Annotated in this window: 20 protein-coding genes; 11 read left to right on the plus strand and 9 right to left on the minus strand. The window is 50.0% G+C overall.

Annotated elements, in window-relative coordinates:
- The first annotated feature begins 86 nt into the window (after positions 1 to 86).
- A complete protein-coding gene (locus J7619_RS12795; protein WP_291198745.1) occupies positions 87 to 3338 on the plus strand; it encodes a choice-of-anchor tandem repeat GloVer-containing protein in 3252 nt (1083 codons plus the stop codon).
- A gap of 92 nt (positions 3339 to 3430) precedes the next feature.
- On the opposite strand, the gene J7619_RS12800 is transcribed toward J7619_RS12795, so the two are convergent.
- Positions 3431 to 3898, minus strand: a complete 468-nt coding sequence (locus J7619_RS12800; protein WP_291198747.1) for a carboxymuconolactone decarboxylase family protein — start codon at positions 3896 to 3898, stop codon at positions 3431 to 3433.
- A 376-nt stretch (positions 3899 to 4274) separates the two neighbouring features.
- Between J7619_RS12800 and J7619_RS12805 the strand changes: the two genes are divergently transcribed.
- The 3 genes from J7619_RS12805 to J7619_RS12815 all read left to right on the plus strand — a co-directional run bounded on the left by J7619_RS12805 (position 4275) and on the right by J7619_RS12815 (position 9151).
- Positions 4275 to 7490, plus strand: a complete 3216-nt coding sequence (locus tag J7619_RS12805; protein WP_291198749.1) for a TonB-dependent receptor — start codon at positions 4275 to 4277, stop codon at positions 7488 to 7490.
- 249 nt (positions 7491 to 7739) lie between these two features.
- Positions 7740 to 8393 (plus strand): hypothetical protein, encoded by a 654-nt coding sequence (locus J7619_RS12810; RefSeq protein ID WP_291198751.1) that lies wholly within the window; start codon positions 7740 to 7742, stop codon positions 8391 to 8393.
- Between the two features lie 317 nt (positions 8394 to 8710).
- On the plus strand, positions 8711 to 9151 hold the full coding sequence (locus J7619_RS12815) for a methyltransferase dimerization domain-containing protein (protein WP_291198753.1): 441 nt from the start codon (positions 8711 to 8713) through the stop codon (positions 9149 to 9151).
- A 19-nt stretch (positions 9152 to 9170) separates the two neighbouring features.
- Here the strand turns inward: J7619_RS12815 and J7619_RS12820 are convergent, their stop codons facing one another.
- Positions 9171 to 9356: a hypothetical protein gene (locus J7619_RS12820; RefSeq protein WP_291198755.1), complete on the minus strand. Its 186-nt coding sequence runs from the start codon at positions 9354 to 9356 to the stop codon at positions 9171 to 9173.
- Between the two features lie 24 nt (positions 9357 to 9380).
- On the minus strand, positions 9381 to 9833 hold the full coding sequence (locus J7619_RS12825; RefSeq protein WP_291198757.1) for a DUF6934 family protein: 453 nt from the start codon (positions 9831 to 9833) through the stop codon (positions 9381 to 9383).
- Between the two features lie 343 nt (positions 9834 to 10176).
- Between J7619_RS12825 and J7619_RS12830 the strand changes: the two genes are divergently transcribed.
- Positions 10177 to 10638, plus strand: coding sequence for a (2Fe-2S)-binding protein (locus J7619_RS12830; protein WP_291198759.1), 462 nt, complete (start codon positions 10177 to 10179; stop codon positions 10636 to 10638).
- Positions 10639 to 10646: 8 nt separating this feature from the next.
- Entirely contained in the window at positions 10647 to 12818 is a 2172-nt protein-coding gene (locus tag J7619_RS12835) for a molybdopterin cofactor-binding domain-containing protein (protein WP_291198761.1), read from the plus strand.
- A gap of 6 nt (positions 12819 to 12824) precedes the next feature.
- Here J7619_RS12835 and J7619_RS12840 read toward each other — a convergent pair whose 3' ends face one another.
- Positions 12825 to 15587, minus strand: coding sequence for a DUF6797 domain-containing protein (locus J7619_RS12840; RefSeq protein WP_291198763.1), 2763 nt, complete (start codon positions 15585 to 15587; stop codon positions 12825 to 12827).
- A gap of 158 nt (positions 15588 to 15745) precedes the next feature.
- Between J7619_RS12840 and J7619_RS12845 the strand changes: the two genes are divergently transcribed.
- Together J7619_RS12845 and J7619_RS12850 are read left to right on the plus strand one after the other, a co-directional pair.
- Positions 15746 to 17038: an NCS2 family permease gene (locus J7619_RS12845; RefSeq protein WP_291198765.1), complete on the plus strand. Its 1293-nt coding sequence runs from the start codon at positions 15746 to 15748 to the stop codon at positions 17036 to 17038.
- 7 nt (positions 17039 to 17045) lie between these two features.
- On the plus strand, positions 17046 to 17852 hold the full coding sequence (locus J7619_RS12850; protein ID WP_291198767.1) for a 5'-methylthioadenosine/adenosylhomocysteine nucleosidase: 807 nt from the start codon (positions 17046 to 17048) through the stop codon (positions 17850 to 17852).
- Here J7619_RS12850 and J7619_RS12855 read toward each other — a convergent pair.
- The 5 genes from J7619_RS12855 to J7619_RS12875 form a co-directional block, all read right to left on the minus strand.
- Positions 17827 to 19128, minus strand: coding sequence for a chloride channel protein (locus J7619_RS12855; protein ID WP_291198769.1), 1302 nt, complete (start codon positions 19126 to 19128; stop codon positions 17827 to 17829). The two genes, J7619_RS12850 and J7619_RS12855, sit on opposite strands and share 26 nt — an antisense overlap.
- Positions 19129 to 19237: 109 nt before the next feature.
- Positions 19238 to 19957, minus strand: a complete 720-nt coding sequence (locus J7619_RS12860) for a LytTR family DNA-binding domain-containing protein (protein WP_291198771.1) — start codon at positions 19955 to 19957, stop codon at positions 19238 to 19240.
- On the minus strand, positions 19958 to 21118 hold the full coding sequence (locus J7619_RS12865; protein ID WP_291198773.1) for a sensor histidine kinase: 1161 nt from the start codon (positions 21116 to 21118) through the stop codon (positions 19958 to 19960).
- A gap of 168 nt (positions 21119 to 21286) precedes the next feature.
- Positions 21287 to 21523: a hypothetical protein gene (locus J7619_RS12870; RefSeq protein WP_291198774.1), complete on the minus strand. Its 237-nt coding sequence runs from the start codon at positions 21521 to 21523 to the stop codon at positions 21287 to 21289.
- 159 nt (positions 21524 to 21682) lie between these two features.
- The gene (locus J7619_RS12875; RefSeq protein WP_291198776.1) at positions 21683 to 22300 is read right to left on the minus strand and encodes an START domain-containing protein; all 618 of its coding nucleotides are present in this window, start codon (positions 22298 to 22300) and stop codon (positions 21683 to 21685) included.
- Positions 22301 to 22387: 87 nt separating this feature from the next.
- On the opposite strand from J7619_RS12875, the gene J7619_RS12880 reads away from it, so the two are divergent.
- The 3 genes from J7619_RS12880 (at position 22388) to J7619_RS12890 (ending at position 23268) form a co-directional block, all read left to right on the plus strand.
- Positions 22388 to 22594 (plus strand): hypothetical protein, encoded by a 207-nt coding sequence (locus J7619_RS12880; RefSeq protein ID WP_291198778.1) that lies wholly within the window; start codon positions 22388 to 22390, stop codon positions 22592 to 22594.
- Positions 22595 to 22656: 62 nt separating this feature from the next.
- The gene (locus tag J7619_RS12885) at positions 22657 to 22884 is read left to right on the plus strand and encodes a type II toxin-antitoxin system HigB family toxin (protein WP_291200346.1); all 228 of its coding nucleotides are present in this window, start codon (positions 22657 to 22659) and stop codon (positions 22882 to 22884) included.
- A 3-nt stretch (positions 22885 to 22887) separates the two neighbouring features.
- Positions 22888 to 23268 carry a type II toxin-antitoxin system HigA family antitoxin gene (locus J7619_RS12890; RefSeq protein ID WP_291198780.1) on the plus strand — a complete coding sequence of 127 codons (381 nt, stop codon included), beginning with the start codon at positions 22888 to 22890 and terminating at the stop codon, positions 23266 to 23268.
- Positions 23269 to 23270: the final 2 nt, after the last annotated feature.

Consider the following 23270-nt stretch of genomic DNA (forward strand, 5'->3'; position numbering starts at 1 on the left):
CGAATAATATCAGATAGCACCAGGCGTCTTTGTGTATGCAATTGGTTACTTTTACATCTGTTAATCAATTCACATGATACACTGCTATGAAATCTCTTTTCCTTGCCACGCTGGTCATCTTTCTTTCCGGAATCCTTTCAGGATCTGCTTGTGCCCAAACCATCCAACGCCTTTTCGGGATGACTTCCGAATCTGGTCGCTTTTACAAAGGTTCCGTTTTCAGTGCCAATTTCAACGGCAGAAATCTCGTCGAGGAATATGGCTTCGACTTGGCACGGCCGGGTGAAAATGGTTGTGATGAGCTGTTCGAATACAATGGTGAGTTCTATGCCACGGCATGGCAGGGAAACTGGGGAGCGATCATCAAATGGAACCCCACGACAAAAGTTTTTACGAAGCTGCACGATTTCGACGAATCATGCTATGGCCCCGAGGGCAACCTGTATTTTCATAACGGCAAACTTTACGGGCTTACGATGTACTCCGGTGATCAGGATGCCGGAATAATCTATGAGCTGGATCTGGCGACGGGCGTATTCACGAAGAAAAAAGAAACAGGAAGCTTACTTAAAGGAACGTTCCTGACAAGTCATGGGCTAAGTTTTATGAATGGGAAGTTTTACGGCGTCGTCATGAACGTCGTGTCGAACTCGGAGAAAACGATATTCTTTGAATGGGACCCCGTTACAAACAATTTTACAAAAACCCTTCAAATACCCGATGGTACCAAGCCCGGGACTTACAGAGCAATGGTCGCCTACAACAACAAGCTGTATGGCATTGGCACATCCCTGACGAATACCAATGGAGTTATCTTCGAATGGGATGTAGCTGCAAATACTTACACAATCAAAAAGCAGTTTGCGCCGGGAAGCGATGGCGCCAGCCCCTTTCACGAACTTGCTTTGAAAGCCAACAAGTTTTATGGCAGCACCTACAAGGGAGGGGCAAACAATTCGGGTGTGCTTTTCGAGTGGGATCCGGCGACAAACGTCTATACCAAGAAGATAGATTTGCCCGCTGACAGTCCCAAATACGGTCTGAATAGCCCGCGCATGACGTTGTTCAACGACAAATTTTTCTCCACGGGCATCGCGGGGCCGAACGGGGAAGGATATATTTATGAATGGGACCCGGCCAGCAACGCATTCAGTATCCGGTATAACTTCGATGCACAAATCGGTAGTCAGCCCAAAACAAGGCTTGTATTATGGAACAACAAATTTTACTCTTCGACCTACGCGGGCGGAAAGCTCTCGGGCGGTATCATGTTTGCCTGGGATCCGGTAACGGGCGCATTCGATAAGCAGTTCGACTTCAATGAAAGCAACGGCACCTCGGCACTGGGCAGCCTTGCGCTTAAGGGGGACAAGCTATACGGAATGACGTCCAAAGGTGGTTCCGAAGGCCAGGGGTTGATATTTGAATTCGATATCAATACGAAAACATACAAGCGTATGCAGGATCTCGATCTTGCTAAGGGCGGCAATCCCGAGAGCGGCCTTACGCTGAAAGACGGGAAGTTCTACGGCATGGCAAAAAACGGAGGCGCCAACAATATGGGCACGTTGTTCGAATGGGATCCCGACAACAATCTTTTTGTCAAAAAACACGACTTCTCGGGCGCCGACGGAGCCATGCCTACGGGTAACCTCACACTTGCAAACGGCAAACTCTACGGAATGACACAGTACGGAGGAGCCAACAATTATGGTGTCATTTTCGAATGGGATCCCGGACTTGACAGCTACACGAAACGCATCGATCTGTCCGAACCCGAAGGCGGCCTTCCCCACGGCGAACTGACAATGCAGAACGGCAAATTTTATGGCATGACGTCCACAGGAGGCGCCAGTCACGAAGGGGTGATCTTCGAATGGGATCCATCTACGAACATGTATACCAAAAAAATAGACTTTGACGCTAGTAGAGGTACCAAACCGATGGGAGGACTGGCCTGGTGGAAAAATAGCTTCCACGGATTTACCTCCAGCGGGGGTAGCAACACTACCGGGACGTTTTTTTCCTGGGACCCGGCTACGAATGTCTTTACTAAAAAGGCGAACATGGAGTTTTCACTCGGCCAGGTGCTCTCCACGCCGGTTGTGAACTACGGAAAGCTGTATTCCCTTGCTTCATTCGGCGGGATTGGAGGGGGCGGCGCCTTATTGGAATGGGAAGAGAGCGGTAACTATTATCAAGCTTCCAGCAGTTTTACGCCAGCTATCGGCCAGAAACCCATGTATACAACGCTTACGGTAGCGAAGGTGGCGGCCAGGATTTCGTCGAGCACACCCGGATGTCTTACCGGCGAGTCGCTTTCTGACGGCACCGATGTTCCGCACACCTGGCGACCAATCGTCGATCAGAATGGAGATATCGTAGCAGAATTGAATGGAAATGAAAATGCTATCCAGTATGCCTTCGCCTACGTTTATTCCTACAATACAAGCGGAGCTCCACTACAAGATCGCAACGGGCTGCTTTACCTGGGCCGGAATATGACCTTGGTTTGGACGGCAACCAACACGATCCCTGGCGCGCCTACCACTGCCAGGTTTTATATCAGAAAGGAGGAAGTCGACGCACTTATCGAAGCGCACAATGCAAAACCGGGCAATATCCCCATTACCGGCATAAACGACCTGAACGTATTCCGCAACAACGTAGGCGATTGTACCCCGCGGATTACAGCCACGGCTTCCCCGATTCCCTCGACCGTCGAGCCTTACCCGGGAGGATATGTATTTACTTTCACCGCGGAAAACCGTTCCACTTTTTATGTCGCCAGCAAAAACATCAGCGCGCTGCCCGTAAAGCTTGCGGATTTTACTGCACAGGAGCAGGAAGGCAATGCGGTCCTGTCATGGAAAACGGTCGAAGAAGTAAATTTCTCCCGCTTCGAAATTCAACGCAGCACCGACGCCAAGAACTTTGTTACGATCGGCAATGTGAAAAGCGAGACCAAAGGTACAGGCGGGAAATACAGGTTTACGGACAAAGATTTATCGATGCAGAGGGGGAGTAACGCCTACTATCGGCTGAAAATGATCGATCTGGATGAAAGTTTCGCCTATTCGAGCGTTGTACAGTTGCCGTTGAAGGGGTTGTCCGCGAGCGTATACCCGAATCCTGCCAACAAAAATGTACAGGTTGATCTTTCCTGGGAAACGCCCACTACGTGGCAAATCCTTGACACGAACGGAAGTACAGTTGCCTTCGGCAGGGCCGCATCCGGCAAATTCGAGGTGGATGTCCGGCAGCTCAATCCAGGCTTTTACATCCTGCAAGTCAATTCAGACCAGTTGCACAACAATTTTAAATTGATTAGAGAATAAGCTTTGACATAAAACAGCAACCCCTCGTCCGTACGTGTCGAATGTCCGTCGAGGGGCTGTGTGCCCCGCTGGCTACTCTACTGATGAAGTGCTTAATGAACTGCAAACTGGCCCGGCTCGTAGCTTCCGGCTTCGGTGCGGAATGCGATGTTGAAGCGGTTATAGGAGTTGATGGTGGTAATGGCGAGGGTCAGGTCGATGATCTCCTCATCGGTAAATTGCTCGGTGACAGCCCCGAATACTTCGTCGGTAACTTCGCGGTCTTTCAGCAAGGTCACCGCTTCCGCGTAGGCCAATGCGGCACGCTCGCGTGCGGAGTAGAAAGGTGCTTCCCGCCATGCGTTCAGCAGGTATAGCCGCTGCTCGGTTTCGCCTTCCACGCGCAAGTCTTTGGAATGCATATCCAGGCAGAATGCGCAGCCGTTGATCTGCGACACGCGGAAGTAGATCAGATTTAAAAGACGTCCCTCTACCTGCGATTTAGCCAGATAACCGCCTATTCCGTACATGGCTTTCAATGCTTTTTGTCCTTTCTCCTGAAAATTGATTCGTTGTTCCATGATACTAATTTAAATGGTTAATGATCGAATGACTGAATGGTCGGTTTTTTGTCAAGAGTTGTCAGGTTTTGTCAGATATTGTTTTGATTGGTAAGGATTTCAGGTACACCGATGACCATTCCTGACCATCAATGACCATACCTGACTAAAACCTGATCATTCGTTGATCGCACCAACGACCCGGTCAAAACTCATGTTAATGACGAACGTCCTTTCCCGGATTGGACAATGCGGTAAAAAAATCTGCGATTTTTTTGGGCGACGTGGCAAGGGTAGAATCGGTTGTTACCACGACTTTACAATTACATAACATTTCAATAATACCCTGGACAAGTAGATCCTCTTCTTTTGCGGCAAAATTTGTTTAACCAACAACATGCTCATGCATAAGAGATTTTTACTTCCTATTATCCTGACATTGCTTTGCTGCTTCGGCAACATCGTGGTGTTGAGGGCTCAAACAACGCAGGCGTCGATCTCCGGTACGGTAACCGACGACCAGAATGCATCACTGGCGGGCGCTACCGTTCAGGTGAAAAACGAATCAACAGGCTTTACGACAGGAACCGTAACCAACGCAAAGGGTGAATACGCCTTTAAAGAACTTCCGTTGGGTGGTCCTTACACAGTTACAGCTACTTACGTCGGTTTTGGAGAGCAAAAACTGACAGGTTATCTCTTGCACCAGGGCGATGCCGTGAAAGTCAGAATGAGTATGAAAGAAGCTGGCCAAACGCTTGAAGTAGTGAGCGTTGTGGCGTCGGGTATCAAGAACAAAATTGAAAACCTGGGTGCTTCCACTGCCATTTCAGCACGCGACATTACCAGGCTGCCGGTAAACGGACGGAACTTTACCTCGCTGATGGACCTCTCCCCATTGAGCCGCGGCGGTAACATTTCCGGTCAATTGGGTTCATCTACGGGCTATACGATCGATGGTATGAGCTCCAAAAACCCGACTTCTGCGGGCGCTACCACCAGCCGAAGCGGTGCCCCTTACTCGATTTCTATCGAAGCTGTACGTGAGTTTCAGGTGGTTACCAACCAATATGACGTTACTTACGGACGCAGCGGCGGTGGTACGATTAGCGCGGTAACTAAATCAGGAACCAACCAGCTGAGCGGTAGCGCATTCAACTATACGCGTGCCGATTGGTTGTCGAGCCCGTACGATATTCGTGGCAACAGAATCAATAACAAATTCGCTACGAACCAGTTTGGTTTCTCGCTGGGCGGACCGATCCTCAAAGACAAGCTGCATTTCTTTGTCGCATGGGATCACCAGCAGGACAGCCGTCCGTTGATCATCGCCGACATCCTCAGCCCGGTGGATGAAAACCGTTTTAATGTAACCCGTGCTACGCTCGACCAATTCGTCAATATCGCCCGCAGCAAGTACGGCATGTCCGATACTCCCCAGTTTGGAACATTCGATAAAAAACGTGGTTCTGACGCGGCTTTCTTACGTCTCGATTGGCAGTTGAACAACAGAAACCTTTTGACCATCCGCAACAACTACACCAACGACCGCAACAAGCTGGGTCTGGCGGATAATACGACGATCAACGCCTACGAATCTTACGGAAACGACTTCAACCAGGACAACAGTTTGCTTGCATCGCTCCGCTCGACTCTCAATTCGAAAGTGACCAATGAGTTGAAAGTGCAGCATTTGTTTGTCAAACAAAAAAGCGCCCCTGGCGACCAGCTTCCGGAAGCCAATATCCCGAGGGCAATCGTAGAGAACGTCAACTCGGTATTGAGCGACGGGAACTCCCGTTCGACCAACATTCAAATGGGTGGCCACCGTTTTGCACAGGAGCGTTTTACCAACCACGTGGTTCAATTGGTGGATAACCTGTATTACAACACCGATAAAGTGGAATATACTTTGGGTGTGGATATGATGATGACCCGTTCGCATTCAACCTACGGCTCTGAGGTAAACGGCCGTTTCCACTACAATGTGGACGCCGCGGCGGGTAAAACGTCCCTCGACCAGTTCAACGACCTGAAACCTTACCGCTACTACCGCGAAGTTCCTTTGATGGACGATTGGTCGGTAAAAGGCACCATCTGGAATGCGGGTATTTATGGCCAGTTAAAAACGAGCCTCGCTACCGGCCTGGACGTGGTTGCCGGTCTGCGTCTCGACTACGCACATTACCCAAGCTCGCCTTTGAACCAGACTTTGTATGACGCCCTGAAAATCCGTACCGACAACAAAATCAAGTCGTTTGTCGTGCAGCCGCGCGTACAGTTCACCTGGGACGTGAACGACAAGCATACCGACATTTTCCGCCTGGGCGCCGGTGTGTTCGCTTCGGATATCAACAACTACGTGGTAATCAACAACCTGACATTCGACGGAAAACACCTTGCGACCGTCGATGTACGCAGCCCGAATATCCCTACCCCCGATTTCGCGGCTTACCACGCCAACTATAACAGCATTCCGACTTTGTCGCAATTCCAGTTGCCGACGATCAATACCAATGCTAAAGATGCCCGCGTGCCTATCATTTACAAGGCCAACATTTCTTACAATAAGTACCTGACGGACAAACTGAAAGTGGGTATCGCGGGTTACATGAGCCTGGGCCGCAACAACTATATGTACGTGGACAGAAACATGGTCGACGAGCCGTTCTTCCGCCTGGCTAACGAAGGTAACCGTGGCGTATTTGTGCCGGGAGGCGACAAAATGCCGACCAACGGTGCCGGTGACTGGTTGCTGGGACGCAAATCGACCCAGTTCGGCCGCGTGCTGGAACTGAACAGCGAAGGCAAAGTGAATGCATTCTCAGTGGTAGCAGATGTGAAATATCAGTACTTCCGCGACGGAGAAATCACTTTGAGCTACACCTATAACGACGTAAAAGACAACACCTCTTTCAACGGTAACGTAGCGAACAGCGCCACCCTTTCACTCCCGGTAAGGGACGACCCGCGCAACCTGAGCCTGATGTCCTATTCTGACAATCAGTTCCGTCACAAAATCGTATTCTACGGCTCGCTGCCCAGCTTCTGGGGAATCAATGTAGGCGTTCGCTACTCAGGTATCGGCGGTACCCGCTACACCTTGCTCTCCGGTGGTAACACTAATGGCGACTTTGTAGGTACCAACGACCTCGCTTTTGTTTTCGACAGGAATGATCCGAGCGTACCTGAAAACGTGCGCACTGGTCTTCAAGCCATTCTCGACAACAAGGACGCAAGTCAGAGCATAAAAGACTACATCATCAAGAATTCAGGTAAAATCGCTGAAAGAAATGGTGGTATCAACGGCTTTTATGGTGTATTCGACGTTCGTGCATCGAAACGTATCAGAATCGCAGGCACGCACGCCATTGAAGTTTCTGCCGATGTCTTCAACTTTGCCAACTTCCTGAACAAGGATTGGGGCCGCAACAAGTCGCTGGGTACGCAAGCACTTTACGCATTGGGTATCCCTGCTGCCAACGGCAAGCCAGCGGTTGCGGCATTCGACAGATCGAAAAATCAGTTTGTATACCGCGTGAATACCGCAGGTGTAGTAACGCCATCTGGTAATCCGTACCAGGTGCAGATTGGCTTGCGGTACAGTTTCTGACATTACCATCTTTACATCGTAGATCCCCTCTTCCATTTGGAGGAGGGGATTTTTATTATTTCATAATTTACTGATAATCGCAGGATTACATATATCTATTAATGGATACTTGTAATTGCGCATACAATCATGGAGCACGAAATAAATTCTCCATTTTTTTAGTGAAAAAGTTACAAATTAGGTGTATCATTGGTAACAAAACGCTGTTTTTCAACACCATACGCTCACCATTTTTAACGTCGCAATGAAATGACTCTACGAAAAACCCTTGCAGGCCTCTCCATGCTGATCATGGCAGTTGCCTTCTCCTGCACGGACCACGTCAATCCAGGAGAGCCCGAACAATCGAATTGTTTACGAGTAAATGGAACTCCAAGGCTCTATCCGTGCGAATTTGAGATTACTCAGATCGATTTCATGAAAGTAAGCTCCAACACCGATGTTTACGCCACATTGACACCCGCCAATCACGATGTACATTTGCTAACCACCATGGCCTTCTCGTATGTCCGGAACAGCACGACTACTGCGACGCTGCAATATAAAATCAGGCTGCATGTAAAACGGATCGCCCCACCGGCCTTTCCTGCCCCAGGTGGTTACTGGATCAGCGAAACAGTCATCGGTGGTGAACCAGACGATCCCAGCTTGCTATGGCCAAACAAGTACTATAATCCCGGGCCTCTCTTGAACATAGCAGTGGGTGAGACAAGTCTCGTGTTTACTCGACTGACCTACTATACGTCGGACGGCTTATTGGATCCCGGACCACAGATGGTATCCATTCAAAATCCCGCTACCTACCAAAAACTTGCGGACCCACCGAACAACTACGCGCTTGTCAGAGACCGCTCGGAGGCTTTCTATTTGCCGATCAACGCTACTTACACCGACGATAGATAGCATGCGAAAATTGTAAACGAAGGCCCGGCCAATGCAGGTTCCCATGCGTTGGCCGGGCCTTCGTTTTTGTTGTAGTTTGTGCGCAGCCGAATTCATGTTTAAAGTATTTAAAATCAAATTTCCTGCAACTAATTGACAGATTTCTGCGAAATGGACGTTAACGGGGAAACAGACCACACCAAATTTGGACCGGTTTAGCCCCTGGTTTGGGCAGTTCATCACATTGGCGTTCTGTTTGTTGAATCTTCAACACTAATTTAGAGCATGTTTCAATCAGTTGGAGGGTACATCCTCCGGAACATTAACTTCATTTAGCCATGAGTACAATTGAAATTGAACAAGAGCAGGAAATCACTCCCATGAACATTATCCGGATCGGAACAGGGTTCTGGTCCGCGAAGCCATTGCTGACGGCTATCAGGCTGGGCCTCTTCACCGAGCTTGCTGCCGGCCCGTTGTTTGTATCCGAAATCCGTCAGAAATTGGGCCTCCAAAGCCACAGTTCCCTCGACTTCCTCGACGCACTCGTAACCTGGGGGCTCATCGAGCGCCACGGAAAAGGGTTCACCGCCATTTACCATAATTCACCCGAAGCCAACACTTTCCTCAACCGCCGTAAACCCGATTACCTTGGTAATTTGCTGGAAATGGTGCATGATGAAAAATCGTCGCTAGCCAACAATCTTAAAAAAGTGGTCAGCGAATCAGGTGCCCGTAACTCCTGGGACCTGAACAGATTGTTCACCATGGTTGCCTGATAATTGACTATACTTATTCTCAGGGAGCGGTTTTTCGCTCCCTGAGTTTACGCAATGCTGCCCTGAACTCCGGCGTCCAGGCTGCGACTAACCGGTCCACCTTCTCTTGTGCCGCTGCCTCAATAGCTGGACGAAACTCCTCCAATTTTTCCGGGGTAAACCAGTCAGGCACATTCCCCTTTTTGTCTCTGATTTTTGTTTCCATTTGAATTTGATTGGATATCTTTAATTAAAACTCTAACCTGTTTTCTTTCAGCGAAATGACAAATTTTTTGTAGTTTTTGTCACTCCGCAAAACTTCTGGATTTTCATTATCAAATCCATATATCACGAGGTAATTGCCAAGATCGGTCATTTCCTTTTTTATCGCGATCTGATAAAGACGTGCCCTGGAGTCACTGCTTGCTTCGATCACTACCTGTGCCTCAATGTGATCACTCAGAAAGAATAGCACTGCCTTGGCAACAGTAGATAAAACCTCCTCAGTATCACCATTATCACTTCTCGCATCTAAGTCGATCGAGCCATCCGGATTCAAGTCTCCCAATGCTATTTCATAAACATCGAATTCTTCGGTCGGCTTGAACAATATCACTTTAATAATCGATTCCTTTCCTGTACTGGTAAACCAAAACATCAGACACTCACTGTACCACTCTGTTTCATAAAATGCTGCATTCATATCGAGAAGAGTTATGTTCCTTCTCAATTTGCATTCATGTAGTTATTACAACAGCATCGGATGTCCAATCGGTAACAGCTGATTATCAAGAGCAATTTCGTGATACCAAATCCGCATTTAAGTTCCCCGTGCCCACCGACTTAATACCTGTAAATGAGTCATTATTCAACTTCCAATTTATCAGGTTGTAACGGCCCACTCGTAATTAAATGTCCAATCGGCGCCAACGAATTATCCAAAACCCGCATTTCATCCTTCCAAACCGGCACCTCGTCAATCCGATTTGTGGATCGCTAATGCCTGATTTACATTCGAGGCATCCAAAACTTCAATCCCACTGCCTATGTCATCCTACAAGCTTTCTGTGAACGGTGAAGCTTATACTGTCGACGCCGATGAGCAAATGCCGCTGCTCTGGGTTATCCGTGACCTGATCGGGCTTACAGGGACAAAATATGGCTGCGGAATTGCACAATGCGGGGCTTGCACGGTGCATTTAAGCGGCGCACCTGTTCGTTCTTGCTCTTTTCCTGTATCAGCGGTGGGCGAGCAACCGGTAATAACTATTGAAGGGCTTTCGGAGGACAATTCTCACCCCGTGCAGCGCGCCTGGATTGCCGAGCAGGTGCCGCAATGCGGCTATTGCCAAAGCGGGCAGATCATGTCCGCCGTAGCATTGCTCGCAAGTAACGCCGACCCTGACGACGAAGCCATTAATGCCGCCATGAATGGCAACATCTGCCGCTGCGGAACGTATCCACGCATTCGCAAGGCGATCAAAACAGCGGCCGGCTATTCGCATTGATCGACGTTATGAAACCGCAGGATATTTCCCGTCGCAATTTCCTTCGTCAGGCCGCCTGTTCGGGTGCGGCGCTGACGCTCGCTGCCTACCTGCCCGCGTACGGGCACACGACTTCGAGAATTATCAATCCCGTTACCGACGGAACCTTACCGGGCACCGAATTACTGTCCTGGATTTCGATCAATCCCGCTGGCAAAGTAACGCTAATGTGCAACCGTTCCGAAATGGGTCAGGGAACCTTTCAGGCATTTCCGCAAATGCTTGCCGAAGAACTGGAAGTATCGCTGGACGATGTCGAGATCGCTTTTGCCCCTGCTAATCCTGAAAAATATGGTCCACAGCCACAAGAGGGCAGTTTTTCTGTCCGCGGATGGGCACCCCGGCTCCTGCATACAGGCGCCTGCGCACGGGAGATGCTGATCGAAGCGGCTGCTGCCGAATGGCATGTTTCGAAAAATGAATGTTATGCCGAAAATGGAACGGTAATTAACCGAAAAACCGAAAAGAGACTGCCCTACGGAGCGCTGGTGGAGAAAGCCGCGAAACTTAAACCACCTGCCGAAGTCAACCTGAAAAAACGGGCCGACTATAAAATCATTGGAAAATCCGCACCACGAAAGGATATCCCGTTGAAAACAAACGGATCTGCGATATTCGGACTGGACAAAAAACTGCCGGGAATGAAATATGCCGTAATCGAGCGCAGCAAGCGGTTCAGGGAAACGGTAAAAAACTTCGATGACTCCGAAACACGAAAAGTGCCGGGTGTTTCGCATGTTTTCAAAGTGAACAGGCCCGTGTTTTCCCAATATTCTGAAGGCGTTGCGGTCGTCGCGGACTCGCTTTGGGCAGCTATGCAGGGCCGAAAGGTACTGAAAGTGGATTGGAATGATCCTGATTCTGACCTTCCTGCCACAGCATCGCTGGAAAAACAAATGCATGAAAACCTGCAAAAGATCGGCCGCCACTCCAAATTCGAAACCGAATACGAGCGTTGCGGGCAAAAACTGGAAGCATCCTATGAAACACCTTACCAGTCACACAGCTGCATGGAACCCCTCAATTGCACGGCCGACGTTCGCGCCGATGCCATCGAGATATGGGGACCGATACAGGAGGCAAACTGGATACAAGCCGATTTAAGCCAACGATTTAACGTCCCCATTGAGCGCGTTGCCGTGCATATGACCTTCCTCGGCGGCGGCTTTGGCAGGAAAGCTTTTCCCGATTACCCCTACGAGGCCGCATTCATTTCCAAAGAAATACAATCACCCGTGCAGGTAGTCTGGACGCGCGAAGACGATATGACCGCCGGTCCTTTCCGCCCCGGCGCGTTTTATACTTTGAAAGGAGGCCTGGATACCCAAGGTCGTATCCATGCTTTTCAGGCCAATACGGCAACCCAATGGATCGGCCAGGAATGGTCGGCGACGCCACCGGGCATTCCGGAAGCGGCAGGCTATAACACAGGCGATTTCGAAGGATTACTACACCCATACCGGAAGGGAATCCCGCATTACAGCTTCGGGGGCGCTGGTACACACTCGCCCATACCCGTAATGTGGTGGCGATCCGTATACGCGTCCACGCACGGGTTCGCATGCGAGAGTTTTATCGATGAATTGGCCCGCCTGGCCGGCAAAGATCCGCTGGCATTCCGACGGGAGCATTTGCCCGACCCACGCTACCAGGCACTGATCGACCGGATGTCGGAATTGACCAACTGGCAATCCCACGGGAAAAACCAGGGCTGGGGTGCCGCATTTACGGAATGCTTCACCGGCATCTGCGGCCACGCGGTGAAAATAACGCGAAATGCGGAAGGGAAAGTCAGGATTGAGAAAGTGATTGCATTGATGGACTGCGGGTGGTACGTCAACCCCGACATTATCCGGGCGCAGGTAGAAGGCAGTATTGTGATGGCGTTAGGTGCTGCTACGCTTCATGCAACAACGTTCGAGGACGGGAAGGCTGTTCAGCAGAATTTCGACACCTACCCTATGCCACGCATTGCCGACATCCCGCCTATTGAAGTACACATTATGGAAAACGACGAGAAACCCGGCGGTGTGGGTGAGCCGGGGCTGCCTCCGTTTGCCCCGGCCCTCGCCAATGCCATTTTCGACCTCACGGGCCGACGCATCCGCCGGCTTCCATTCAGTCTCGATGAAATTTCATAGCACCCGCTATTTCCCCGAAAGGGATTTGATAAACAAAATCACCGATTCGATATCATTATCCGAAAGCACGCCTACAAACGACGGCATTTCTTCATTATAACCTTTGATAATACGTTTCGAAGGCGTCAGGATCGATTCGCGCAAGTACGCCTCGTCGGCAATTACCTTCGTGCCATCGTCAAAAGTCCGCTCCGATTTATACAGGTTTTGGAACGGCGGGCCGTACATTCCCTTGGTGCGGGTACCCTCGGAATGGCATCCGGCGCAGGCCATCTTCTGGAATATCTCCTTACCTTTCTCTGCCGAAGCTGCCGTTTCGGCCACGGCTACCGTTGCTGTTTCGGGGCGTTTTGCATTCAGCAATGCGAGATCGACGCCGTCAAAACCTTTCAAATCCACATCTGTCGATTGGTTTACGGTAAACCAAAACTGGTCGTTCACTTTTTTGCCGTCGGCAGCCTGCAAATGGTAGGATACTTCCATTTGCATGATCTCGGTCATTTCGGGCACAAGTAGTAACACGCTTTTACGATCGGCCGACAGGTAAGAAGCCGCCACATGCATGATTTCCTGCCCTGTTGAGCCGTCGGGCTTGAAATGCCCCGAACCATATTCCTCGGTGCGCTTGTAATTCCACCTCTTAACTTCAAAATTCTTCGGATCGTCCGCAGCAGTTTTATCCAGCGGCGAATCAAAACGCAATACGATGCCTTGCTTACCCGCCCGGAAATGGTTGGGCAAATAGCTCGGCTTGCCGGTATACCGTAGCCGGAGCAACGCACTGATACCGTTTGAACTGGACCCCCAAAGGTTGAAACCAGCCACATACAGCTGCTCATCTACCGGGTTCATCGCCCCTTTCGAAGTAGGCGCCGGATAGTTGGCATTAATGACTGAAACACCGCCTTGAACCACACTGGTAGTACTATCGATCAACACACGGAACAAGCCCGGCCGACCGAACGAGAAGTGGATAAGATCGCCGTTCAACGGGCCCATTTTGGAACTCATAGCCCATACCTGGCTGATCGCCGAACGGTCGACGCTGTGAGGGATCCAGGTCAATGGCGGGGTCACCGCAGGGTTGTCTTTACGGTGCAATGTGGGTTCTACACCGAAATAGTCGCCCTGGTGGATAACGAAAATCGGGGTAGAAGGCACAAAATTCCCCTGCTGGTCGGAGGCGGTGAGGATGCCTTTGGTAGGGTGCATTCCCAAATAGGGGCCGCGTAAACCGGTCGCCACTACTTCGGCGCTGCGCCCGTCCAGCGAAATTCTCATAACAGTCCCGTTCTGGTCCGAACCTGCGCGGAAACCTTTGCCGGTAACTTTGGTCATACCAGGCCCATTGCTCAGACTGCCGCCTTTGGCAATATAAAAACTGCCATCGGGCGCAGTCACGAGGTCCCCCGCCCACTCGCGCGATTCGGCCGATTGTCCCATGACATTCGAAAAGTTCTCATAATAATCGGCTACACCGTCGTTGTTCAGGTCGTGGAAATGCACGATACCGTTTCTGTCAAAAACATAAACATTCTCCTTCACGATCTCGATGCTCATCGGCTCGTGGAGGCCTGAGGCGAAGCGCCGCCATTTCAGGTTCTGGAGGTTTTTATCAATGCCCTCAACCGTCCAGACATCCCCCTCGAAAGTAACAACAGCAGCTCTCCCATCCTTAAAAAAAGCCACATCAGCCACGCGCACATTTCTTTTCCACGGGTTATGCAATGGCAAGGTAAGCTGATCCGTCACGAATGCCGCGGTGTCGGGCGCGAGCTTTCCTTGCGTCACCACCGTTTCCTTCCATAATGCCGGTCCGCCTTTTTTGAAATCCGGCAGTGGTGTATGTTTGGTTTTGACAAACTTTTCAAATGCCTTTTTATCCTTGGATAGCCCTTTCCAGATAGCAACAGTCGCTTCACCGGATGCCGGCACATTCACAGTCAGATATTTTCCTTCTTCCACACCGGGCTGCCAGTTCGATTTGCCTTTGCCCAAAACCGCCACTGCGGTGACGGTATCCTTGCCTGCGCCCTGGTACACGTAAGCAATGCGGCCTTTTACCTCGCTTCCGGTAGCATTATCGATTTCAGCCGCAGTCAGAAACAGGTCAGCCGAAACATCGCTGGCCTGGATGGCGCGGGTAAACGCCACACCGCCCTCAAAATGGACACTTCCCGGCAGCTCGTAAATATGCGCCTTCCCTACCGAATAATCGAGGATGGAACGGTTGCCGTAAACATACACGCCATTATATCGTCCTTTCTCGGCGGGAAGCGGCTTCCAGGTAGGCGGCAGCGATTGGTCGGTGCGGTATTGCGGCTTGCCCGTCGACCAGCCCGCGTAGGCGCCCGTCGCAAGCACGGGCGAGCCGGGCACAGTAGCGATATTGTTATTCTTATTGAAAAAATCCTTGTACGAAACTTGCGCCATCAGCACCATCGGCAAAAACTTACCCGTCCAGGCTACCGACCAGCGTAGCAGATCGGTATCGAAGCAGGCATAGGCGCTGTCGCCGAGCTGCAATGCGAGTGTCCGCGCGGCCTGATTGTCTTTCGGAAAGCCGCCACCCAGTTTACGGGCGTCGACCGAGGTTGAAATGTAAGGGAACCCGGGTTCGACGAACGAAGCCAATTGCAGCGAATCGGGGCGGTCGGAAGCGGTATTGCGGGTATAGGTATAGCCCGTCATCAACACGGACGCCACGGCAATGCCGCTCAGCAGGGCGATGCCCCACCGTTTGCCCTGGTACTTTGGAAAGTTAAGCATGTATGGTTCAGGTGATAAAAGAACAATTTTTAAAGCAATGCAAAATAGCAACTTACTGGATTACTTATGACCAATTTTCGGCCCTGTATCCCTTACAGCCGATGAAAAAGCCTCCCCATTGAATTTAAATCAATATATTTGAAATAAACCTGAACGATATGACCTTATTCTCCGGGCTTCGCAAAGAGCAGATCTCCACCGAAATCCTGGCAGGGATTTCCTCATTCCTGGCAACGGCGTATATCATCGTCGTCAATCCGTCGATCCTCAGCCAAACGGGCATGCCGTTCCCGGCAGTACTCACGGCCACAATTCTGGTGTCATTTTTCAGCAGCCTGATGATGGGCCTGTATGCCAACAACCCTATCCTGGTCGCGCCGGGAATGGGCCTCAATGCATTTTTTACCTACACCGCTGTCCTTACCGACGGGCTCTCCTGGCAAGTGGCGCTCGGAACGGTATTCTGGTCCGGGGTATTCTTTCTGATTTTATCCGCATTCAATATCCGCTCCTACATTGTCAAGGCTATCCCAAAACCGTTGCGTTTCGGCATCGCGGCGGGGATCGGGCTGTTTATCACGCTCATTGGTTTCGCCAATGCCAAATTCATCGTACCTAATCCGGCGACGATGATCAGTCTGGGGAATCTCAATGCGCCGACGCTCACATTCATTGCGGGACTGCTCGTGACGGTCATATTGCTGATCCGCAATGTCAAAGGCAGCATTCTGATCGGCATCGTGGTCACGAGCCTGCTCGCCTGGCCGATCGGCCGGTGGTGGGGCGGACCGGAAACGGTCATTACCATCGATCACATTGCGTCGAAGCCCGATTTCAGCCTGCTTTTTCAGCTCGATTTCGTCAATTCACTGAAATGGAGCCTGGCGCCGATCATTCTTGCATTTGTATTTACCGACATGTTCGACAGCCTTTCCACGTTCGTCGGGCTGGCCGAAGCCTCCAACCTGCTCGATGAAAATGGCGAACCGCGCAATATCCGCCGCTCGCTGATGGTGGACGCCATTTCCACCACCATCGCAGGGCTCACGGGAAGCAGCCCGGGCACCGCCTACATCGAATCGGCCGTAGGCATCGAGCAGGGTGGCAAAACCGGTCTTACCGCCGTTACCGGTGCTATTTTGTTCCTGCCGTTTTTGTTTCTTTCGCCGCTGCTGAGCGCCGTACCTGCCATTGCCACGGCACCTGCATTGGTACTCGTGGGGGTTTTTATGATGAAACCCGTGATCCGCATCAGCTGGAACGACCTTTCGGAGGCCTTTCCGGCATTCCTGGCCATGGTGCTCATTCCATTTACCTACTCCATTACCCAGGGCATTATATGGGGATTTCTCAGTTGGACGGCCCTTAAGTTGCTTACAGGGCGGGCCCGTGACATTAGTTTAGCCCTTATTATCATTGATATTTTCGCCATTCTGGCGCTGATTTTTTAAACTCAACATGAAGAAAAATTCACTACTCACATTCCTCTTTCTACTCCTCGTTTCTTCTGTAAAATCCCAAAGTATTACCGGTATTCTCGGCGCATTTCCGCCTGAACTGGTATTGCTGGAAAGCGAGATGACGCAGAAAAAAGATACTATTATCAGCCAGATCCGGTTCATTACCGGCGAACTCCGCGGCAGACGCGTGGTACTCGCGGAAACGGGCGTCGGGAAGGTGAATGCCGCCATTACGACCGTGATGATGATCCAGCATTTCAAACCGCGCGAGATCGTGTTCTCAGGAATTGCAGGCGGTGTCGACCCCGCATTGGCGCCCGGCGACCTGGTGATCGGGACGCAGGTTGCTTACCACGATTTCGGGCAGGTCGACGATGCCGGAATGCACTACTGGGCTACGAAAAACCCCTTTACCCAAAAAGAGAACCCATTGAAATTCCACTGTGATTCCGCGCTGATCTCCAAAGCGCTTTCGGTTTCTAAAAACCTGAAACTGGCAAAGGTGGAACGCGACAACGGCAGCTTTGTACCGGCTGTAAAAAAAGGCATTATCGTCACGGGCGACCAGTTTGTTTCCTCCCAAAAAACCACGCAGCGGTTACTGAAAGACCTGAATGCGGCCGCTACCGAAATGGAAGGCGCCGCCATCGCACAAACCTGCTACCAGCGGAATACGCCGTTCCTGATCATCCGTAGCCTGAGTGACAAAGCCGACGGCAAAGCCAAAGCAGATATGGACCAGTTTTACAACGTCGCCGCACACAATGCCGCCACGCTGGTTATGGCCGTGATTGAGGAAAAGTAGCCGCGGGGGCAGTAGCACGTTTGACCTGATACGTATAAACCGAATATGGAAAAATCGCTGCGGCCACCCATTTGGAAACGAGGCTTGCGACCACAATCGGGATGAAGAGAATGTAGTTATCCGCCAACGCGCATACGAGAAAAATCGAGGTAAATGGCGCGTGGATACTTCCGCTGAGCACCGCTGCCATGCCTATCAGCACGAAATTGACGGGAATCAGGCCGAGGCCGAAGAAGTGGTTTAATACCACACAGACAATCAACCCCAGGAATGCGCCGATAAAGAGGCTCGGTGCAAAAACACCCCCATCGCCACCTGCGCCAAGTGTTACCGACGTTGCGACCGGCTTCAATAACAATACGGCCAGCAAAGGCAATACCACGGCTAATGTAGGTGCGTCGGCATGCCGGAAAACGTGCTTAATGCCTTCATACCCTTCTCCGTACAGATTGGGCACGAAGAAAATCATTGTGGAAATCAGCAGCGAGCCGCCAATAATACGGATGTAGTCGTTTTGCAGCGAACCAAAGAATTTTTTAAAAAACAGTACGCATTTGGTAAGATAAACCGAATTGAGCCCGGCCAGTACGCCCAGCAAAGCCATGTAAGGCAATGCTTCCGTGCGCCAGTTGGTCACGCTGAAATGGAATACCTGTTTATAAAAGAAGAACCGGGTAATCAGGTAAGATGAGAGAACCGCGGTAATCACGGCTGCTGTATGCAGTTTGCTTTTTCTTCTTGTAAATACTTCAAATGCAAATAGAAAACCTGCCACCGGCGCATTAAAAAGGGCCGTCACGCCCGCGGCCAGGCCCGCGCACACAAGGTCCGTGCGGTACTTGCGCAGGTAGCTCACTTTTCGGCTCGACAATGCGCCGATGGCCGCGGTCGACACGACGGTGGACACCTCTATCCCCGTAGAACCTCCGAAAATTACCGTTAACAGGCCATTGAAATAGTGCGAAGGAATCTTGTAAGCCGGCAAGGTATGGGCATTTTTATTAATCGTGTCCAGCACCTCCTTGATGCCCTTATTCGCTTTATTATGGAAGAGAAAATAGCGTAGTAAATGGATGGTCGTGAGGCCAATCAAGGGAATAATGAATATCAGGTAACGATTATGCCGCAGGTTTTCCAGGAATGCTTCCTCGTAATGCTCTGTGATAACTTTGAGCGTATCGGCCACTAATGCTGAAAAAACGCCGGTTGCCGCAGCCGCGAGTATTACCGCTACTACCCTTTGGGATTTTTTTACTTTATATGAACTCAATTCCATTGTATTACATTGATTCGGAGCACCTTCAACGCCACCTGCAAAGTTAACGCGGATCAAAAGTTTTTTGTCCCTTTTGATAGCAGGTTTTCTCGCACCGCTTCGGTGTGAGCTATCGGTTCTTATCCATTAACCTGCGGTTCACCACCTGCTCGATGACCTGCTCGCGGTAGTTACGGCTGATCGGAATGCGGTGGGTTTGAATAAAGATCTCATTCCCGTCGATCCCTTCAATTTTACCAATCGAGACAATGTAAGACTTGTGAATGCGGATGAAATGCCGGCTATCAAGGTTTTGTTCGAGGTGTTTGAGATTGAGCAGCGTAATGTACTTGCCTTTGCTTGTGTGAATCGTGACGTAGTTCTGCAGACCTTCGATATACAGAATATCGTCGAAGAAAATCTTCTCGTATTTGCTGCCGCATTTGATGAAAAAATAATCCTCACCGGTCTTCGAAGCTGAGGATTGGGTTAGCAGCTTGTGATAATCCCTGGCTTTGCCTGCCGACTTGAAAAATCGCTCGAAAGTGATCGGTTTCAGCAGATAATCCATCACATTGAGCTGAAAACCTTCGAGCGCATAACTTGGATAGGCGGTGGTAATAATGGCCATGGGCGGGTTCTGCACGCTTTTGAGGAAGTCGATACCGCTCATTTTAGGCATTTGAATATCCAGAAAAATCAGATCGACCGGCTCCCGGTCCATCAGGCTCAGAAGCTCGACCGGGTTTTCACAAACACCCGTCAGTTTCAGAAAATCCACTTCCTTCACATAATCCGCCAGTCCTTCCCGCGCCAGCGGCTCATCGTCGATTATCACGCAGTTAATCATCTATCCAACCTGATTTAAAGACATTTGAGACATTTCAGTCATTGCCAGCGTTTCAAGCTCCACCTCAAAACGAACGATAAACCGGTCCGTATCGCGCCAGGTATCCAGCCTGTATTTTCCTGGGTATATCAGGTCCAGCCGCCGCCGCACATTTTTCAAACCAATGCCGCCATAATTAACCACTTCGTCATTTTCCTCTTCGGAAATGCTGTTGCTGAGGTTAAATACCAGCCTCGCAGCATCGAACTGCAATTCGCCTCGGATCCAGTTGGGTGCTTCCCGGTGCCTGGAAACGTGCTTGAATGCGTTCTCCATAAAAGTCATAAGGATAAACGGCGCAATGCCCGGCTGGCCATCAATCTGTTCCTGCACGTCGAAAACGACTTCGAGGTTGTCGTTCTGGCGCAGCTTTTCCAACCCGATGAAATTCTCAAGATAGGCAATTTCCTTGCTCAACGGAATCTGGTGGTCGTTACATTCATATAACTGGTGCCGCAGCAATTCCGAAAACTTTGCCAGCGACGCCGACGCCATGTCGGGGTTTTTATGGATCAGAAAAAAGATCGAGTTGATACTGTTAAAAAGGAAATGCGGGTTAAACTGGTATTTCAAAAAGTTCAGCTCTGTTTCCAGTTTCTCCTTTTCCAGCATTTGCTGCCTCCGCTGCGTTTGGAGCCAGTTTTTGGCTAGTTTGATACTCATCGCAAATGTCATCGCCGCCACCGTCGACGACAACGGGCCGCCAAGCATCATGTGAAAAAACGCATAGTTACCTGGTCCGAAGAACTCCTCCACCGTCTTCCCGGAAGCCCACGCCACAATGTAATAGCCGGGCACGATCAAGGCTGCGGTTGCAAGGATCGTCAGCAACAAGAATACCAGAAATAATACATACCTGCCCTTTTCCAGATAGCGAGGAACGAGGACGTACAGGTTGAAATAAACGGCCAGCGCCTGCCATACCACGTAAAACAGGAATTTGATCACCGAGGCCGTAAACAGCGCTTCCACCACCTTGACGGGATTCCCCAACGCCACCACCCACCATATATAGTGGTAAACGATCCAGAAAGGAATATGATAGAGCTTATACCTGAAAAACCAATGCGCCCTCGCAGGCGAAGAAGCAAAATCCGGATCAGAATGAGGCTGGGCGATCATGCGGGCAACAGGCGATACAACCTACAATTTACGGGAATAAGCGCGAAATGAGAGCCAGATGTACCAAACACCGGAAATAATTGATGAACTGCCGGTACTATGATATGACAAGACCTGGCGGATTCGTCTCTTTCCGCCAGGTCTTTACTGAATGTTTTACCTCTGAATCTACGTCAATGTAACGCCACACGGGCATGCCGAGCTGGCTTTTGCATTGGTATTATACTCCAATTTCAGCTTCTTGCCTTTCTCGTCCGCCTCTTCGAGCAGCTCGAAAGTACGGCGCTCGCCAAGCATCAGAAGCGACTGGAAAAGAACGCCGGCATATTTACTTTCTTCGCTACCCGGGCCCTTTTCCTTGGCGAGATCATTGTAGTGTCCGAAAAGATCTTTTCCTTTTCCCATGATTATATATTTTGCTTTGAATTTCAGAACCTTAGTTTCAATGCACAAAAACACATTGAAATTTACCTTCGCCAATTTAGAAAAATAATCATAAAAAATCTCAAAAAATGTATGCCAAAGTGGGGCGGCTTGCGCCGCACTGACCGCCGACCATGGTCACTAATCGCCCTTCCGCTCCGCTAACACCTTCCGCATATTTTGAAACGTCTCGATCGGTGCCCGGCAAGCGAACATATTGACAACATGGGCAGGTATGTGACCGCCCGGGTCAACCTGCAGCGTGTATTCGACCCGTACCCTGGCATCCGGCAATGGGTGCAGCGTCCAACGATTTATGGAAGTGCTGATGCGCACAATGCCTCCCCGCACCGGCATAACACCCGGTACTGCCGGTGCTTCAATGGTAACGACAGGCGTGTTTTCACCCCTTATCACTCTCAAATGCGTCACAAAATCCCGGTTATCCAACGGCCAGGGTAAACTTACCTCGGTGTGATAAAACAACTCGGTGTCGGAAACTCTTTTGATGAGCCTGCACGATTTAGTGTGGCATACCCATCGCTCGGCGGCCCTGACGTCCAGCAGTAACCCTATTACCTCTTCTAGGCCCGCATCCAGCACACATTCCGCCTTCATCGCTTTGATCTTCGAATCGGGCACTGCTTTGGCGTACACTTTGATCCCGTCACGAGTAGCCACACGCCTCCATTCGGCTTGCGCTAACGAATGCGTAACACACAGTGAAAGAGCCATTAAAACGAGCAGCAAGTACCTCATAGCAGTACAAAATTCTCATTTCAACAGCCATCACCGAAGCCCATTCCTTCCCTGATGCCGGAAAGCATGTTTCAACTGACAGAATGCATGTTTGAACTGATGAAAGTTTGTTTCTGCCGCTCGGTCATTGGATTACGGCAAATCGACTTTCAAGAAATATTATTGAAAATGGAATTCGGCGGTGTGCTGCAAATGCTGGCCGGAAAAGTTGGTAAATTACCAACTTTTGTTTTATTTTGTAACACAAATTACGCGGGGGGTGCAGCTTCGAATAAACACATAGCTGCATCATGACAATTACGCGAAGATTGTTACTAAAACGCTTTGTCCGAAAGCACGCTGATGCAACCAGAAGCATGGCGGTTTGGAAACAAATAGTAAGGGATGCTGAATGGAAGCGAAACGCAGACATACTGTCTGATTTCCCGACAGCCAAATTAATTAAAGGGAACAGGGCCAGATTCAAGATCAGCGGGAATAAATACCGTTTGATAGTTGAAGTTGATTACGAAGATTCGACAGTTGAAGTACGATTCGTTGGAACACATTCAGAGTATGATCATATTAACGCAGAAACAATCTGAGCAATGGAAAAGATACAATGGTATTTGATTGAAACCGAAGAAGAATACGAGAAAGCACTGAGTCGCTACGATGAGGTAAAATATTCCGCAAAAGGCTCTGAGGAGCATAGAGAAAAAATGCTTCTTGTTCATCTAATCAGTCAGTATGAGTCTCTGCATGACTTTGATGTCGAAATCGATCCGGTTGAGGTCATCAAGATAAGAATGGAAGATTTCGGCTACAAGCCGGCCGACCTGGCCCAGGTATATGGTGATAAAGGGACTGTCAGTAAAGTTTTAAATTACAAACAGGCCCTCTCACTATCGATGATCCGGAAATTCAGCCAGTTGTTACGCATTCCCGCCGAATTGTTGATCCGGGAATATTCATTGAAAGGTGTGTAAAA

It is taken from the genome of Dyadobacter sp. (assembly GCF_017744695.1).
Classification (GTDB): domain Bacteria; phylum Bacteroidota; class Bacteroidia; order Cytophagales; family Spirosomataceae; genus Dyadobacter.

Excerpts from the sequence above, each read along its gene's own strand:
- J7619_RS12795 (WP_291198745.1), top strand. The coding sequence starts at position 87 with ATGAAATCTCTTTTCCTTGCCACGCTGGTCATCTTTCTTTCCGGAATC.
- J7619_RS12800 (WP_291198747.1), bottom strand. The coding sequence starts at position 3,898 with ATGGAACAACGAATCAATTTTCAGGAGAAAGGACAAAAAGCATTGAAA.
- J7619_RS12805 (WP_291198749.1), top strand. The coding sequence starts at position 4,275 with ATGCTCATGCATAAGAGATTTTTACTTCCTATTATCCTGACATTGCTT.
- J7619_RS12810 (WP_291198751.1), top strand. The coding sequence starts at position 7,740 with ATGACTCTACGAAAAACCCTTGCAGGCCTCTCCATGCTGATCATGGCA.
- J7619_RS12815 (WP_291198753.1), top strand. The coding sequence starts at position 8,711 with ATGAGTACAATTGAAATTGAACAAGAGCAGGAAATCACTCCCATGAAC.
- J7619_RS12820 (WP_291198755.1), bottom strand. The coding sequence starts at position 9,356 with ATGGAAACAAAAATCAGAGACAAAAAGGGGAATGTGCCTGACTGGTTT.
- J7619_RS12825 (WP_291198757.1), bottom strand. The coding sequence starts at position 9,833 with ATGAATGCAGCATTTTATGAAACAGAGTGGTACAGTGAGTGTCTGATG.
- J7619_RS12830 (WP_291198759.1), top strand. The coding sequence starts at position 10,177 with ATGTCATCCTACAAGCTTTCTGTGAACGGTGAAGCTTATACTGTCGAC.
- J7619_RS12835 (WP_291198761.1), top strand. The coding sequence starts at position 10,647 with ATGAAACCGCAGGATATTTCCCGTCGCAATTTCCTTCGTCAGGCCGCC.
- J7619_RS12840 (WP_291198763.1), bottom strand. The coding sequence starts at position 15,587 with ATGCTTAACTTTCCAAAGTACCAGGGCAAACGGTGGGGCATCGCCCTG.
- J7619_RS12845 (WP_291198765.1), top strand. The coding sequence starts at position 15,746 with ATGACCTTATTCTCCGGGCTTCGCAAAGAGCAGATCTCCACCGAAATC.
- J7619_RS12850 (WP_291198767.1), top strand. The coding sequence starts at position 17,046 with ATGAAGAAAAATTCACTACTCACATTCCTCTTTCTACTCCTCGTTTCT.
- J7619_RS12855 (WP_291198769.1), bottom strand. The coding sequence starts at position 19,128 with ATGGAATTGAGTTCATATAAAGTAAAAAAATCCCAAAGGGTAGTAGCG.
- J7619_RS12860 (WP_291198771.1), bottom strand. The coding sequence starts at position 19,957 with ATGATTAACTGCGTGATAATCGACGATGAGCCGCTGGCGCGGGAAGGA.
- J7619_RS12865 (WP_291198773.1), bottom strand. The coding sequence starts at position 21,118 with ATGATCGCCCAGCCTCATTCTGATCCGGATTTTGCTTCTTCGCCTGCG.
- J7619_RS12870 (WP_291198774.1), bottom strand. The coding sequence starts at position 21,523 with ATGGGAAAAGGAAAAGATCTTTTCGGACACTACAATGATCTCGCCAAG.
- J7619_RS12875 (WP_291198776.1), bottom strand. The coding sequence starts at position 22,300 with ATGAGGTACTTGCTGCTCGTTTTAATGGCTCTTTCACTGTGTGTTACG.
- J7619_RS12880 (WP_291198778.1), top strand. The coding sequence starts at position 22,388 with ATGTTTGAACTGATGAAAGTTTGTTTCTGCCGCTCGGTCATTGGATTA.
- J7619_RS12885 (WP_291200346.1), top strand. The coding sequence starts at position 22,657 with ATGGCGGTTTGGAAACAAATAGTAAGGGATGCTGAATGGAAGCGAAAC.
- J7619_RS12890 (WP_291198780.1), top strand. The coding sequence starts at position 22,888 with ATGGAAAAGATACAATGGTATTTGATTGAAACCGAAGAAGAATACGAG.